The 17,336-nt window shown below is 28.6% G+C and carries 6 protein-coding genes; all 6 read right to left on the reverse strand.

Features of this window, described 5'->3' with window-relative positions; genetic code table 11:
- Nucleotides 1–53: 53 nt before the first annotated feature.
- Nucleotides 54–860 carry a Cof-type HAD-IIB family hydrolase gene (locus CLSA_RS20455; protein ID WP_022750301.1) on the reverse strand — a complete coding sequence of 269 codons (807 nt, stop codon included), beginning with the start codon at nucleotides 858–860 and terminating at the stop codon, nucleotides 54–56.
- Between the two features lie 264 nt (nucleotides 861–1,124).
- Entirely contained in the window at nucleotides 1,125–1,877 is a 753-nt protein-coding gene (locus CLSA_RS20460; RefSeq protein WP_022750303.1) for a DeoR/GlpR family DNA-binding transcription regulator, read from the reverse strand.
- A gap of 1,033 nt (nucleotides 1,878–2,910) precedes the next feature.
- Nucleotides 2,911–4,920: a methyl-accepting chemotaxis protein gene (locus tag CLSA_RS20465; protein WP_022750304.1), complete on the reverse strand. Its 2,010-nt coding sequence runs from the start codon at nucleotides 4,918–4,920 to the stop codon at nucleotides 2,911–2,913.
- Between the two features lie 294 nt (nucleotides 4,921–5,214).
- Complete coding sequence (locus tag CLSA_RS20470) at nucleotides 5,215–14,631, reverse strand: glycoside hydrolase family 94 protein (RefSeq protein ID WP_022750306.1); 9,417 nt, start codon at nucleotides 14,629–14,631, stop codon at nucleotides 5,215–5,217.
- A gap of 406 nt (nucleotides 14,632–15,037) precedes the next feature.
- Nucleotides 15,038–16,402, reverse strand: coding sequence for a M18 family aminopeptidase (locus CLSA_RS20475; protein ID WP_022750310.1), 1,365 nt, complete (start codon nucleotides 16,400–16,402; stop codon nucleotides 15,038–15,040).
- A gap of 482 nt (nucleotides 16,403–16,884) precedes the next feature.
- Entirely contained in the window at nucleotides 16,885–17,265 is a 381-nt protein-coding gene (locus tag CLSA_RS20480; RefSeq protein WP_022750314.1) for a hypothetical protein, read from the reverse strand.
- Nucleotides 17,266–17,336: the final 71 nt, after the last annotated feature.

Below are 17,336 nucleotides of genomic sequence, written 5' to 3' on the forward strand. Positions count from 1 at the left end.
CCACTTATTTTGGTTAGCCATCACATAATTTTAAATTTCAGGTTGCTTATATACTATTCTAAAATAAGTTTAATTATGGCTTTTGCAACTCCATCTTGATCATTTGTTGATGTTATATAATTTGAATGCTTCTTCACTTCATCTGGCGCATTTCCCATTGCGACTCCAACTCCTGCATATTCTATCATATCAACATCATTATAATTATCACCCATAGCTATTATTTCAGACTGTTCAACTTTAAATTTCTTTTGAAGAACATTAATTGCAGATGTCTTTGAAGCTTTACTTGGCATAATTTCTAGATATGTTGGTTTTGAAGGATATATATTCAAATCGTTATTTTTTATGCTTTCTTTTAAGTTGATTATTTTATCTGGATTTGACATACATAAAATCTTGTTTGGACCTGTACCTTCTTTTTTCCATTTGTAAATTAAATTTTTAAAATCAATGACAGTTGGAATTATATTTGTTATTTCACTTTCTTGTTTAGCCCATTCATCCATCTCTTCTATATACCATTCATCATCTTTATATAAACTCATATGAACATTAAACTTTTTAGTCACTTCATATATTTCTTCTAAACTTAAAGACGATATAATCTCGTTAGATAAAATTTGACCGTTTTTATCCAATATCAATGCTCCACTATAACAAATAATTGGTTGTTCTATTTCAAGCTCTCTTTGCAAAAATATTATACCCTTAGGCATTCTTGCAGAAACTAAAATTACTGGTATTTGTTTTTCATTTGCAATTATATTAATTTCTTTCTTTACGTTTTGTGTGATTTTGTGACTAGAATTTAATAGTGTCCCGTCAATATCTAAACATACCATTTTAAAATTTTTCATAAATATCTCTCCTTTTTAGGCACATGAAAATAAATAACAGCTTCAAAGTTACCATGGATATCTTTCATAAGGCAAAGGGCAAGTTACCCTCATAGTGAACCTATTAGGTCAATTTGTCGATGCAGCATCATTGAAAATAATCTGGCAAATGGACCTGTTATTTTTTGAATGTGCCTTATATAAATTTTAGAGGCTTCCAGCGAAATTTTCACTCGTCATATGAACAAATGTATCTAATTTCGGTTGGTTACACATAACTCTAATTTAAACTATAATTAGTTGAATATTATATGTTTCTATAATTTGTACAAAGGTGGAAGGAGGCATTTTATTAGTTATAATAACATCTATTTCATCCCAACTTGCTCCCTTGTAATAACTTGAACGCTTAAACTTTTCATATTCTGTAAGCATAATTACTTTTGTAGATTTTTTAACTGCTGCGTGCTTTATAAAAGCATCCTCTTCATCAACATAATAAAATCCATCTTCAGTTATTGATGCTGCACCTAAAAACACTGCATCAAATCTTATTCCTTTAAGGTACTCTAAACAATCCAGCTTATAAAAAAATCTATTATTTTTATTAAGATAACCACCTATTGAACTTATATCAACATCTTTATTTTCTGAAAGTATTTCAATATTATCTAATGAATGTGTAAGTATTGTAACCCTTTTATCTAAGTTCCCACATAACAAACGTATAATTGTAGAAACATCAAAGAAATAATGTTCATCCTCATTAATAAATTCTAAAGCTCTTGTAGCTATTCTTCTTTTATCTTCTGAATATGATTCAATTCTTTCTCTATAATCTTTAATTGTATTCTTTAATGTCGGTAAACAAATACCTCCATGTGTACGCGTTACTGCTCCCTGTTCTATAAGTTTTAAAATATCACGACGTGCTGTATCTCTTGACACACTAAACATTTCACAAATAATGTGAATTGACATATTATTATTTTCATTTAAGTATTCTAATATTTTTAATAATCTTTCTTCTTGATACATAAAATCACCTATTAATTACACCTTTCTTATAAATGAAAAACTTGAAGTTTAGAATTATGTGGTTACTTACCGAAAGTAAGGATATTCTTATTGCTCGATTGCTATAAAATAAGGCTGTGGATTTCAAAAAGTAAAAGTTGTTCAATTTCTGCATGTTCCTCAGACAAGCTGGAGGACAAGCAAAAATCGAACAACTTCTACTTAAGAAATACCTACAGCTTTATTTTAAATGCAATACTGCGCAAAAGAATATCCTTACTTTCTAGTATAGATGCACACTAAACTTCATCAACTATACAAATCTATTCCATCTGTATGTCAAATTTAAAATTTATTTATCTATATACATTACCCGATTTAGAATTAATTCTAAATCAATATATAAGTATCTTTAAGTTTATTTTAAGCCCTTTTAAGTGAATAGTCAATTATTTTTAAGCATTTATATGCATTTTATGTTTAAAGATATTTATTCGTAAGTATTTTTAAGCATTTGTACTTAATTTATTAGTTTTTTTATATAAGGCACATAAAAGAAAATAACGGGTACAAAATATCATGATTATTTTTCGCTAGGCAAGAAAGCAGATTAGTTTCGTACTTGATCTATAAGAAGAATTTATTAACGTGAACAATGATGTTTTTTTAGAAATGATAAATTTACTATCGGCTAATTGCAACATAAGCCATAAGTTATTTATAATAGATATCAAATTTATAAATCTAAAGCTTAATTTGTTTATATATCTTTATAGATAAACAACTATGACTTAGGCTTGCACTTTGAAATGTATCCTAAACTAGAAAGAAGCTGTATTCTTTTTCGGAGTGTTGCTATTATAATTTGGCTGTAGTGATTTCTTCAGTAGAAGTTGTCCTATTTTGCTTGTCCTCAACTTGTTTGAGGAGCATGCAGGAATAGGTACAACTTCTGCTGATAGAAATCCACAGCTAAGTTATAATAGCAACCGAGAAAAAGAATACAGCTTCTTTCGACAAGTTACACCTAAACTCTAAATTTCAAGTTATTTATCTATATTGTGAATTGTGATATTTCATTTTTAAGTTGATTAGATAGATCTTGCAGATTACTTGCATATTGAGTAAGTTCATCCATTGTTGCAGTTACTTCTTCTGTTGAAGCTGTAACTTCTTCTGTTATAGATGCTGATTCTTCTGATACTGCAGCTATATTTTCAACTTGTAATTTTACATCTTCCTTATTTGAATTCATTCTTTCATTTAAGCTTTTAATATTTTCAATTGCTCCTGTTAAAGGTATTATGGAATCTACTATTTGACCAAATATATCTTCAGTTTCATTAATTGCTTTTTCTTGATCCTGAAGCATCTCTTTACTTTCTTCCATTGCATCTTTGGCACTCTTTGCTTTATTATTTATTTCTGCAGCAATAGCTTTTATTTCATCTGTGGATTTTTTAGATTCTTCTGCTAATTGTCGGATTTCTTCTGCAACTACTGCAAATCCCTTTCCTGCATCTCCAGCTCTTGCCGCTTCTATTCCTGCATTTAATGATAGCAAATTAGTTTGCTCAGTAATTTCTGATATCACATTTGATATATAATTTATCTTCTGGATACTTTGTGTCATTTCATTTACAATACTTGTTGATTCAATTGCATTTTCCTTAGTTTTATCAGATTTCATTACTAAGTCACTAAGTGTTTTTATTCCCCTAGTACTTAAGCTTTCAGTTTCACCAGCTAGTTTTCCAATATGCTTTGAATGATTCTCAACTTCATCCATGCTATCAGATAATTCTTCAGCTCTTGTTGCAACATTTGTTGCTGATTGCGCTTGATCTGTAGCTCCTGCTGCAACTTCACTTATAGCTTGTGCTACATCTGATACTGAGGCTGTAGTTTCTTCTGACATACTAGCTATATTAACTGATGATTCAACTAACTTATTTGCAGTTTCCTCAACTTTTCCAATCAATTTATTCATACTGTCAACCATTGAATTAAAGTTTTCGCCAAGTTCTCCAAACTCATCTGCAGTTGTAATATCTACTTTTTCTGTTAAGTCTCCTTCTGCAACTTTTTTAATTGCATCTTTTATCTTGTTTATTTGTTTTATAAATATTGTTGAGCCAAAAATTCCTGCAATCGTTGCTATTATCACTGCTATAATGCATCCAATTACTATTGTAGATTTTATGGCATCTATTGATTCCGCTATTTCGCTCTCATTTACAAAACCAATCACTTTCCAACCAGTATCATTATTTGTTAACTGAGTTACGTAATTTTTAATTCCATTGCTTGTCCAATCGCAAGCATTAGAATCTCCATTTTTATTATTGTTCCAAAATGGTAAGTTACTAATATTTTGACCATCAGAAATTATTCCATTATTCTTTTCATTATTTATAATAACATTGCCATCATTATCTGTGACAATAACATATCCAGCTTTCATTATATTTGTATTTTTTATGTAATCTATCATTGCATTTATTTTAATATCTATTATTGTTGTTCCTATGAATTTTCCATTATTGTCATAAACACTTTTTACAACTGATATTACTTGTTCATTTGTTACTTTGTCTGTTATTGGCTTTGTATATATTACATTTTTATCACTTTTAGCTTGTTTATACCAGTCTCGTTCTTTATAATTGAATTCGTTTATGCTCAGTACATCACTATCTAATATTATTTGATCGCTTTCACTTGCATAACATACATTTAAAACTCCATCTGTTGTATTTTTTATTGATTTTAACTGACTTTGAATTCTTTTAATATATTCATCCTTATTAATACCATCATTATTAAAATTCTTTACATCTTCAGTATCAGCTAAAGTAGTTACTTGTTGACCAACTAGTTTTAAATGTTTTGATAATCCATCATTAACTTCATCAATAGCTTGCGCACTTGTCAATTTTAAATTTTCCTCAAATGATGTTCTAGATTTATTTGTAGCTATAATACCAACAAATATCACTGGAACAATAATCATTAGTATAAGAATTGATGTGATTTTTTTAAATAATTTCATTTTTTTCCACATTATAATCCTCCTTAGCGGGTTTACTATTATTTTCTTATTTTACACTAAATAATTAGTATTGTAAAAATTATTTGTTTTATGTTAATTTATGTAAATTTTTTCATTTATATAGTTACTTTTTAATCGTTAAAATTCATCCACTCTTAATAATAAAAAAAGATATCTTAAAATACAGAATCAGTATAATATATTGATTATTTCATACTATGAGCTATCAATATATTATATCTAATCTTTATTTTAAGATAATCTCTTTTTGTTTTATAGGTATGTTATCCTATTTTATAGCCTAATTTATACATACACAACTACATTAATTTCCCCCAAATTTCTTGGTATTATCATACCTTCAATCCTTTTACCGTTAATCTCAATAACTTTTTTTTCATTATCATACTTATTGTTATCTACATTTTGTATAACTTTTATATTATAATCTTCACGATCATTTTTGATCCTTATTTCAAATTCTCCCCATGCTTTTGGTATACAAGGATTTATCATATAGCCTTTATTTTCAACTCTTTTTAATCCTAAGATATCTTCAATTCCCACTCTATACATCCAACCTGAAGCTCCAGTATACCAACTCCATCCGCCTCTTCCTCCGTGAGGCTCTTTTATATAAACATCTGCTGCCATTACATATGGCTCTAATTTATATGTAGTACATTCAAGTTCTGTCTTTGTATGATTTATTGGGTTTATCATATTATAATATCTTACTGCTTTATCTCCTAAACCAAGCTTTGTCAAAGCTAATATTACCCAAACTGCTGCATGAGTGTATTGTCCTCCATTTTCTCTTACACCTGGTACATATCCTTTTATGTAACCTGGTTCAAGATATGAATTATCAAATGGTGGTGCTAATAAAAGTATCAAGCCTTTTTCATTTTTAACTAAATTCTTATCAACTGCTTCCATTGCTTCAAATGCTCTTTGACTATATTCTGCACATTCCTTTTCATATTTATTATTTGAATTATTTAAACTTGGATTAGAATTAAATTTATTTTCATTCAATTCATCACCTGATCTTATTTTACTTGCTTCAGAAATTATAGCCCAGCTCTGTGCTAAAGAATCAATTTGACATTCTGGATTTTCACGGCTTCCAAGTGGAGTTCCATCATCAAAATATGCTCTTCTATACCAGCCGCCATCCCATGCATTTTTCTCTAGATTCTCTCTTATAAACTCTTTTCTTTCCTCATAATGAGCTTTAGTTTCTTGATCATTTTTAATATTTGCAATTTTAATGAAGCTTTCTAATATAGAATATAAAAACCAGCCAAGCCATACGCTTTCACCTTTTCCCTTGTTTCCAACGGTACTCATACCATCATTCCAGTCACCACTACCCATTAGCGGAATATTATATTCACCAAACTTTAAGGATTTTTCTATAGCTTTTAAGCAATGTTCATATATTGTTCCTTCTTTTGATGACTGGTTAACTATAGTATATCGCTCATCTTCTCCTTCCCTTAAAGGTTCATCTTCAAGGTAAGGTGCAGTTTCTTCTAAGATTCCATAATCTCCAGTTGAATTAATATACTCTGCAGTTACATAAGGAAGCCACAATAAATCATCGCTGAATCTAGTCCTTATACCTGAATTTACAACTGGATGCCACCAATGCTGTACGTCTCCTTCTACATACTGCCTTGATGCACTACGTAATATCTGAGCTTTTGGTATTTCTGGATTGACAACCCCAAGTGCCATAGAATCTTGAAGTTGATCTCTAAATCCATATGCTCCGCCACTTTGATAAAATGCACTTCTACTTAAATATCTACAACTTAAAGTTTGATATAATAACCATCCATTCAAAAGATAATCAAGAGATTTATCAGGTGTTTTAACTTGTATATTACCTAGGAAATGTCGCCAATATTCTTTAACTTTGTCTAATTCTCTATCTGCATTTCCTTCAATCTCATATTTATCAATAACTTCTTTTATGTTCTCTTTTTCTTCTTCACCAAGCAAAATCAAAAGCTGAACCTTTTCACCTTTTTTAATTGTAATCTTTGTAGTAGCAGCTAAACAAGGATCATAAATTGCTCCACACATATTGGATAAATTATCCTCACTTAAAGCCTTTGGTGATGAAATTTCTCCATTGGCACCTATGAACTCTTTATTATCACCAGTAAAACTTATTTTTTCTCCACCTAAAATAGTTAGATAAGAATTAAATTTTCCAAAATACTCACTATAAGGATTGCATGCTCTGATAAATCCTCTTTCCAAAATGTTTTCTTCATGATTTCTTTTAGATTCACCATGAATATATGTTGAAATGTATCTTGCACTATCATATTCATAAACACCCATTACAAGTTTTGCATAATAAAATACTGAAATTTCTCTATCACTTTCACTTAAATTTTCTAGAGTTACTTTCTGAATTTTTACCTTTTCTCCTTTAGGTGCAAACACTTCTAATTTTCCTCTTATATTATAAGCTGTGTGTTTAAATTCAGAATATCCAAAGTTATGTTTTATAAAATAATCACCTTTATCTCTAACAGGCTTTGGAGTTATAGAAAAGTAATCATTAGTATTATCATCTCTAATATAAAGTGCTTCACCTAATGGATCTCTTATATAATCATTACTCCAAGGTGTTATCTTATTTTCTCTTGAATTACCACACCAAGTATAAGATGAACCACTTTCTGATATATGAAATCCAAAATCATCATTAGAAATAACATTAATCCAAGGTGCTGGAGTATTTTTAAAGTTAGATAACTTTATTAAATAACTATTATCAATTTTGCTAAAGCCACCATAACCATTAAAGAAATCTAAATCTTCCATATTGAAATCTTCATCTACTTTTTCTTTGTTTGGTTTATTTAAATCTATTTTTTTATGGCTTTCCTGTGCTTCAGTTGCAACGCCCTTAATCAAATCTTGTTTTTCTATATAATCTTCATCATGATCATATTCTTTGTATTCTATTTCACCATCATTTAGATTTGCTATTGTCATTTTAATACTATCTTTATCATCATCTAATGTTGGAGTTACTTCATCTGCAATTTCTAATTTATATGTTGTATTTAAAGGTTTAGATTTCTTTTCTAATCTATTAATTTCTAACTTCTTAGCCTTTTTTTCTATTAATTCTTCATCTTGTTGTAACACATATTCTTCCTCATCATTATTAAGTAAAGTATTAAAATTACTTTTATAACTTTCCTCATCAACAGATTTTCTATATCTTGAAAATTCATCATCATCATTAACTCCAAGTTCTTCAACATTTTTAATTTGTTGTGAAATTGATCCTTTCTTTGAATTAATATAAAGTCTAGAAATTCCTATTAATAAATTTTTAACTTGTTCATCCATAGTAGCTTTATTATGAAGGAAAATTCCTCCCTCTTTATTTAAAGCACTACTTTCATTTGATGTATTTATAGCTTGAATTATGCTTTTTTGAAGAGGTTCATCATAAGAGATTTCCTCATTGTTATATACTATTAAATCTAATTTAACCCCTTTAATCTTCATATAATAATGAAACCTTAATATATTTGTAACTAAACTTATATCATCTTCATTTTCAATAGTTAAAAATACAATAGGTAGATCACCTGATATTCCATAAGACCATAAATCCTTTTGATGTTTTGAAATATTTTTTATATATTCTTCTCTATCTTTTCTTCCGCTATGTAAAAAGAATATATATGAAGATAAACTTTGAAATATATTAGCTTGAGCACTTCTTATTCCTAAGCTTTTAAGTTCAAGCTGTGTTTCTATACTATAATTTTCAAAAACCTTCTCTAATTGAGCAGCATCTTTATTCTTTCTGCATATATCAATAACTTCTTCTTTTGATTCTGTTGTTCCTGTTATATAATAAATTTCTTTCTTTGAATTTCCATCTAATCTAATCCTACATCTAATACTCATTATTGGATCTAAAACTGTTCCTACCGTATTATTTAATGATTTATCATTATCCATAGCAAGAGGCGATTTAAGATCTCGGTTTCTTCCAATAAAATTAATTCTAGATGTCTCATAACTTATACTACCTTCTAAATCTCCGTTTGCTAAAACTTTATGGAATATATAAGGAACCTTTGCCCCCTTTACTCTTCCTCTTCTGCTTCCTATAAGTATATTTTCTTTCTCATCGTATTCTGTTTGTATAAACAAGTTAGAAAAAGCTGGATGAACAGCATCTGAACTGAGGGTAGCTAATGTTATTTCCATATAACTTGTTATCTCAATACTTCGTCCCTTATCACTTAAGTTATTTAAAGTAATTTTTCTAATTTCTAAGTTTTCTTCTGGAGAAACAGCTATCTCCATCTGAGTTTCAATATTACCATCTTTTCTGTTAAATTTAGCTTTATCCAAATTAAATTCAGCAATATATTTATCTCCACAATTTTTACATGGCTCAAATGTTGAACTCCAATAATCATTAGAATTTAAATTCTTTACATAAAAGAACATTCCACTATCATCACTTGTAGAATTACCCTTCCATCTATAAAGCATCATATCATTTTTCTTAGAATATCCACTTCCCGTTACAGTTATCATTGATGAATATTCACCATTAGATAACAACAATACCTCTGGATTGTTTTGATTGCTTCCTTTAAATATCCTTGGAATCAAGCTTTCTCCCTCAAAATACATATTCTTTGCTGAAAAATCTTCATTTCTTTCAAAAGTTATATTATTTGGAATCTTTTCTTTTAATAATAATTCTGTAGCTTTAACTTCTGGTAGACTATGAAATCTGCTTATTAAAACATTGTCTAAAAGTACATTATCAAGAGCCATCAAAGACATACCTAAATGATGAACCATATATGTCATTATTTTATTTGCTTTTATTCCATCATTATATACATTGTTAATCATTTGTGAATTATTTAATTCTTCTCTATTCTCTAGGTTCCCTATATTATCTAATGTGTCGCAGTCGTCCAAGCAGTTATCCACATTATCCACATCATTCACATTGCAAACTTCGTCATAATCAACTATATTACTACCAAGTTTATCCACGCGTTTTACATGGTTATCCACACCTTTTTCATACTTATCCACATTTTGTGTATAAGTCTCTTCTAATATTCCACTATTATTTAGCAACTTTTCTTCACTTTTTGAATACTTCGGAATCCTTACAACGTATTTATCCTGTCTTGCCTTAGTATAATCCACAGCTTCAATAAATCCATACCTTCCGAGACATCCTATTTCTTCTAGTCTTCTAAGATTCTTAATCCCTTCCCCCCTAGAGAATGGTAATGTCATTAATGTTGAATATGGAGATATTACCACTTCATCTTCAAGACCTCTTTTTAATCCAAGTCCTGGAATACCAAAAGCCTTATATTGATAATTATCATCGACATCAAATTTATAGAATGCAGATTCTGATATTCCCCAAGGGGTTTGTTTTTGTTTAGAAAAACTTATTTGAGCTTTTATTACAGATTTATATGTTTTACTTAGTAATGTTTTAGGATAATTTCTCATTATTAAAGATGGCATAAAATACTCAAACATAGTTCCACTCCAAGATACAAGAGAATGTGTATGAAAAGCATTTGTCATAGCTCTGCTTAATTTAAACCAATGAGATGAATGTACATCATTCTTGGCTACGGCTATAAATGAGGCTATTCTCGATTCTGATGCTAGCAAATCATAATAAGAATTTCCAAGCGAATTTTCCTCTACGTTATAACCAATTGAGAATAATTGCCTTGTTTCATCATAAAGAAATCTAAAATCCATCTCTTCTGAAATCTTATCAATTTCTTTGATTATATTATCTATTTTAGAAACATATACTTTTAAATTATTAATTCTTTCTCTTATTGTATGTTTGAAGTTATCTCCAAATTTACTTATATAATCTTCACATCTATCAATCAATTCAATAATATTAGGGATTCCTTCTAAAAATTCTTTACCGTATAACTTTTCCAATCCATCAAATATATAGCTATAATATGTAAGTTTTCTATTAGCTTCTTCTAAAAGCTTTTGCCTCCAATATTCAATTTCCTTATTCTTTTTTTCATCTGAATAATCTTTATGTGTAATTTGAATATTATCTTCTTCAGATTTATTAATGCCTTCCACTTTCATTAATATTTCGCTTAAGACATCTTTATAATCACCATTATTAATATTTGAAGCAAATCTAATTTTAATTGAAGAATCCTTTTCTTCAATTATTTTGTATATATCCTTTAATGACATGACTTCATTTATTCTTATAACTTCTTTACTCTTTAATTCCTGCATAGATTGCTTCAATACCCACAAATCTCCTAAAAGATTTCCACTATCAACTGTTGATACATATCTAGGCCATAATGGTGCTTTAGTTTTTGTATCATACCAATTTAGATAATGCCCATGCACCATTTGTAATCCCTTCATACTATTTAGTATAAGCTCAGTCTTATCAATCAAATCCATCATTGTTATATATCCTAAATCGTAAGCTACTACATTAGAAATAAGACCCATACCTATATTAGTTGGCGAAGTTCTATGTGCCACTCCTTTAAAAGGCTTTTCTTGATAATTATCTGGTGCTAAATAATTGTTTTCTTCATTAACAAAATCCTCATAATATGCATATATTCTTCTCGATATTTGTCTCAAATAAGATTTTTCTTGATTCTTTAAATCAAACTTATCTTTATCAGTCTTTCTGCTTATACAATACGCTACATATGGACTAACAATCCAAAGAGCAGCAACAACTATGCTATAAATTATAACTCCAATAGAATTATAAATAGACAAATATAATATTACTAATCCCATAATTGGAGAAATCCACATTCTCCTTAAATACGATCCAAAACTATTACTATATCTTTTTTCCACTAAATCAGAAGATTCCCATTCCAAAAGATTTTTTTTAGATATACATATCCTATATAGTGTTATTATTATGGCATCCATCATTAAAAATGCTTGATATGGCAAAAACGTTAAAATTAATATTATCTGACTAAAACTTTTAAATGTTCCCATAAGCTTGTTTTTAGGAGTAACAACAAAATCTGTGATTGTAAATACCAATGAATTCATTAGCGCCAAAAAGCAAAGTAATGCCACTTGACTTCTTCCATTTAAAATAGTCAAAGAAAGAATTAATGCTATTAGTATATTAGGTGCTAATAAACTTCTTCTTAAGTTATCAAGTATTTTCCACTTATTCAAAGCACTTACTTGCTTAGAAAACAACCAGCCTATAAGCTGCCAATCTCCTCTAACCCATCGATGCAATCTTCTACAGCTGGATTCATAAAAGGCTGGATAACCATCTATTAGCTCCACTTGGCTAATCAGACCACATCGCGTAAGAGCTCCCTCTAAAAGATCATGACTTAGAATTCTATCATCCTTTATGGCTGTATGTAATATACTATAAAACTCATCTATATCAATTATACCTTTACCTGTAAAAGATCCTTGACCAAATAAATCTTGATATGTATCAGAATAAGCTACTGAGTAACCATCAACTCCTCCTTCACCTCCAAAAATACGTGAGAAATATGTTTTATTTTTAGCTTCTAAACTTATACTGACTTTAGGCTGCATGACACCATAGCCTCTTAAAACTCTATTATCTTTCACATAGGGTGCATTAAGTACATGGCTCATGGCCCCTACAAGTTTAGACGCACATTCCCTAGGTATAAATGTATCTTCATCTAGAGTAATCAAATATTTTACATCCTTAAGAACTTTTATATCAGAACTTATAATATTATATGTATGATCTTCCTTTCCTCTAATAAGAGCCATAAACTCCATAAGCTTTCCACGTTTTCTTTCTTTGCCCATAAAAACATTTTGCTTTTTATTATATATCCTTTTTCTACTAAGAAAGAAAAATCTAGCTTCATGAATGCTATTTTTATAGTAATTATCTTTAGCATACTTTTCATTTAATTTTCTTGTAAGTTCAATTCCACAATTAATTATTTCCTTATCATTATCTTCAACTTCACAATTTGAATCCTCAAAATCGCTTAATAATGCAAAATAAAAATTTTTATCCTTATTTCCACAATAAGCAACTTCTAATTTTTCCATAAGACGTTTAACTTTTTCTTTTGAATTTATAATTGCAGGAATAGCTATTATTGTTTTGCATTTGTCTGGAATTCCTTTACTAAAATCCATCTTTGGTATCAGTCTGATTTGTACAGTCTTACCTACAATCCAATTTGTAAGTCCAACTACAATTTCATTTACAGGAATTAGTATAATTAAAAATGAAATTATGTATTCAGCTCTAGTATAATTTGCTGCACCCAAACTACTTATTAATACAAAGATTGCACTTATAAGAAGTGTACCCAAAGCATTTATAGCTAAATATGTTCCTTCTGAAATCACATCATTTATATTATGATAATATCCCTCTAATTCACTCATACCACTGTCAATTAAGTAATAACCAACATGGCACTTATAAGATTCCTCATTATCATGTTTACTGCTTTTTGCAAGTTTTAATACATTATAAGCTACACTAATCTCATTTCTATTAATTATCTTTGCAATGCCTTCAAGTTTATGTCGATAATAATCTTTAGATTCAAAATCCATACTAGCATAAACATTCTCTGGATCTTCTCTTAAAATCCTATCCACTAATGATGTATTTTCAAAGAAGTTTCTCCAGCTTATTCCCTCAATTTTTCTAATTGAAGTTATGCATTCTCCAATATTTCTTTCTAAAAATTCCTCTCTTAAATTGCTTTTAATAACAGCACTTTCAATTTCTTCATTTACTCCCCATTTAATCTTAGCAAAATTATAAACACTATCATTTTCTATAGTATTATCTTTTAGAACTCTAAAAAACTCCCTTAAAAATAGAGGACTAAATTTTTCATATTTTTCATTAAGCGCTTCCAATTTATCATTTAGATTATTGTTATTTATAGCATCTATAATTTCCTCAGCAACACTTTTTCCTTCTAAAATTTCCTTTTGAAATTCAACAAGTTCATTAGTATGCTTAGATAAATTTATTATGATTGCAATCTTAATCATAAGCGGAAATGCCCAAAGTTCTCCCATTCTAAAGGCCATCTCTTTATTGGCAGCATTAATATTATTAGCAGAAGTTTCACCGTTTGCCCTATTATCTTCTTTAGCAAACAAACTTGTGCTTATATTATCATAATCTAAATTTACTCCTAAACTTTCTTCTTGGGTTTTATTAATATACTTAATAAAACTTTCACCATCAATTTTTCCACCATTGCCTATGTAATTTTTAGCAACTACAAAAATACGTGGAAGCTCATTGTCATCTTCATTGTGATATTTATAATTTCCATTTTCAATATTATTTTCTCTGCCAAAGTTATTACTTTTAGATGCATCATTCATGTTATATTTTTTCTTTTTATCTATATCATCATTTAACTGTTCTATAGAAGGTAATGATTTAAAATAATCAATAGGCATTTCTTTCTTTATTGATCTATATTCTTTTTCAATTAAATATATATTATCAAGAAGCCACTCAGCTGCTCCAAGGACTTTCTCTCTGCTTTTAGATAACTTTTTAAAATACTTAAAATTGTCATAAATATTGGAAAATCCTTCATTTAACTCTTTTAAAACATTTCTTCGTAATCCATAAGAATTATTTTTCTTCAAGTAAAAAACTCCCTTCCTAATTGAATATGATATAAGCATCAATTATGCACATTAAAGAAAATAATAGACCAAATATTCCAACATACTAGTCTATTATTTTTGAATGTACCTTATTCAATGAAGTTATTTTTACCAAAATTACAAAAAAAATTCTTATTTTTTTAAAATTAGGCACATGAAAGAAAATAACAAGTCCAAAATGCCATGATTATTTTTCATCAGGCAAGGAAGCATATTGTTCTCATAGTGGGTCTATTAGGGCAATATGACAACGTAGCATGATGAAAAATAGGCTTGGCAGATGAACTTGTTATTTTTTTTATTGTGCCTAAACAAAATGTAACTAACCGAAATTAGGGATATGTTTTTGTTTCGGTTGTTTATCGCTAAATTTTAAAATCCCACATTAATTAAAGAATTCTGTAAATGCTTTGATTGTGTATTCATTATCTTTTACAGAAGCTAATTCTCTTATTGAGTGCATACTAAGTAGTGGTGCCCCCATATCTATTACTGGTATATTTAATTTAGATGCCGAAATTGGCCCAATAGTTGTTCCTCCTCTTAAGTCTGAGCGATTTACAAACACTTGGCATGGAACATTTGCTTTTTCACATATTCCTTTAAATATTGCACTTGCATAACTATCTGTTGAATAGCTACCACTTGCTGCAATCTTAAGCACAGGTCCCTCTCCAAGAATGGATCTGCTAGTTGGATCACATTTTTCAGGATAATTAGGGTGAAGAGCATGAGCTAAATCTGCCGAAATCATTATAGAGTTATTTATAGATCTTTTAAATTCCTCTCTGCTCTTATTAATCCCTAAACTTATTCTTTCTAAAATTGTTTCTAAAATCGAAGAATTTGCACCTTGAGATGTCAAACTTCCTATTTCTTCATTGTCTAATGCTACTAAAACCTTAGTAGCTCCAATTTTATTACTATTTAATAATGCTTTTAATCCTGCAAATACCATCCAAAGATCATCTAATCTACCTACAGATATAAATTCTTCTTGAAGCCCTACCAATGAACCTTCATTAAATTCATATAGAAATAAATCAAAATCTAATATATCTTTAACATTCACATTTAATGTCTCTGCTATTAACTCAACTAAATAACCATCCTTTTCTAACTTATTAATAGCCATTTTTAAACTCTTCGCTTCACAATCATTAACTTTTTCCTCAGATTCTTTTATAGTCAAATCAGAATTACTATCTTTCATTGTAAGTAATGGCAATGTATCCTTTTGTCTATTATATGAATATCCTTCATTAATACTTCTATTCATATGTATAGCTAAATTAGGAATTATTATAACTGGCTTATTAATATCAACTAATCTAACCTCTGGTTTAAAAGGATTATCACTCTTTAATGTAACTCTACCAGCAATACTTAAAGGTCTATCAAACCATGTGCTAAGTATTGGTCCACCATAAACTTCTGTATTTAATTTTATATAATGCCCTTCAACATTCATTTCTGGATTTGGCTTTATTCTAAATCCTGGTGAATCTGTGTGTGCTCCTATTAATCTGAATCCATCTTTTTCAATTTCTCCACATCCAATTTCGAAAGCTATTACAGCAGAATCATTTTTTATTACATAATACTTTCCACCTTTTTTTAAATTCCAAGTATCCTTTTCCTTAATTTCAATATATCCTTGTTTATCTAAAATGCATTTTATTTCATAAGCACCTTGAAATGCTGTCTTGCTCTTATTTATAAAACTTAAAAGTTCTTCTGAATTATTCATATAATCTTTACCTCTTTCTATATTTATTAAAATATATTTAAGGCATATTAAAATAAATAATAGACCAGTATCGCTCGCCTATTATTACACCATACTACCTCATTAATTCAAGCTAATATTCCTGCAATTAACATAAATTGCTTGTATGATATAAAATATACTTCACATTCTTAGTCTATTATTTTTTTATATGCCTAAAGTTATATCCATATTATAGCACAGCTAGATTAAAAATAATGATTAGAGACATGGGCTTCTTATTTTTTTGAATGCATATATAAACAACTTCCATTCTAAATTTATGTGGTGATCAACTGAAATCATAACTTTTTTGTTTCCTTGGAATATAAAAAGGCTTACAGTTTAATCTACTGTAAGCCAATATACTATTAGTATTTTAATATGCTTTTATAAAATTTAACTTTCTAAGAAACATTTATAAATTATTCTCTTTCATGTGTCTTATCTTCAAAAGTGATTATTTAGAAACAAATAAAAGAATCAATTCTTCTAATTCTCAATATAAAATAAACCCATCTATCTTTGCACCACTTCCAGCCATATACTGAACAAGCATCTACTTTGGTTATATATACCCAATAGCTTTCTCCATTGCACTCCCATATATAGGTATAATGATACAAACATGGCTCTAATGAACATTCTGAAACTATAGTATTATTTTCAGCACCTAGCGTTTTTAATTCACTTTTACTAACTGTAAATTCTGTTGGTAAATCAAGTATAATATTTAATAATTCATTTAATAATTCATTTTTGTCTTGAATATTATCATTAAAATAATTTAACTTATCCTTTATTAATTTCAATTTTTGTTCTGATATTTCACATCCAACATCCATAATTATACCCCATTTAAATAAATAACTAAATTTCAAACTCATATATCTTTTAATATAGTATATTCTAGTTA

It is taken from the genome of Clostridium saccharobutylicum DSM 13864 (assembly GCF_000473995.1).
Lineage (GTDB): Bacteria > Bacillota > Clostridia > Clostridiales > Clostridiaceae > Clostridium > Clostridium saccharobutylicum.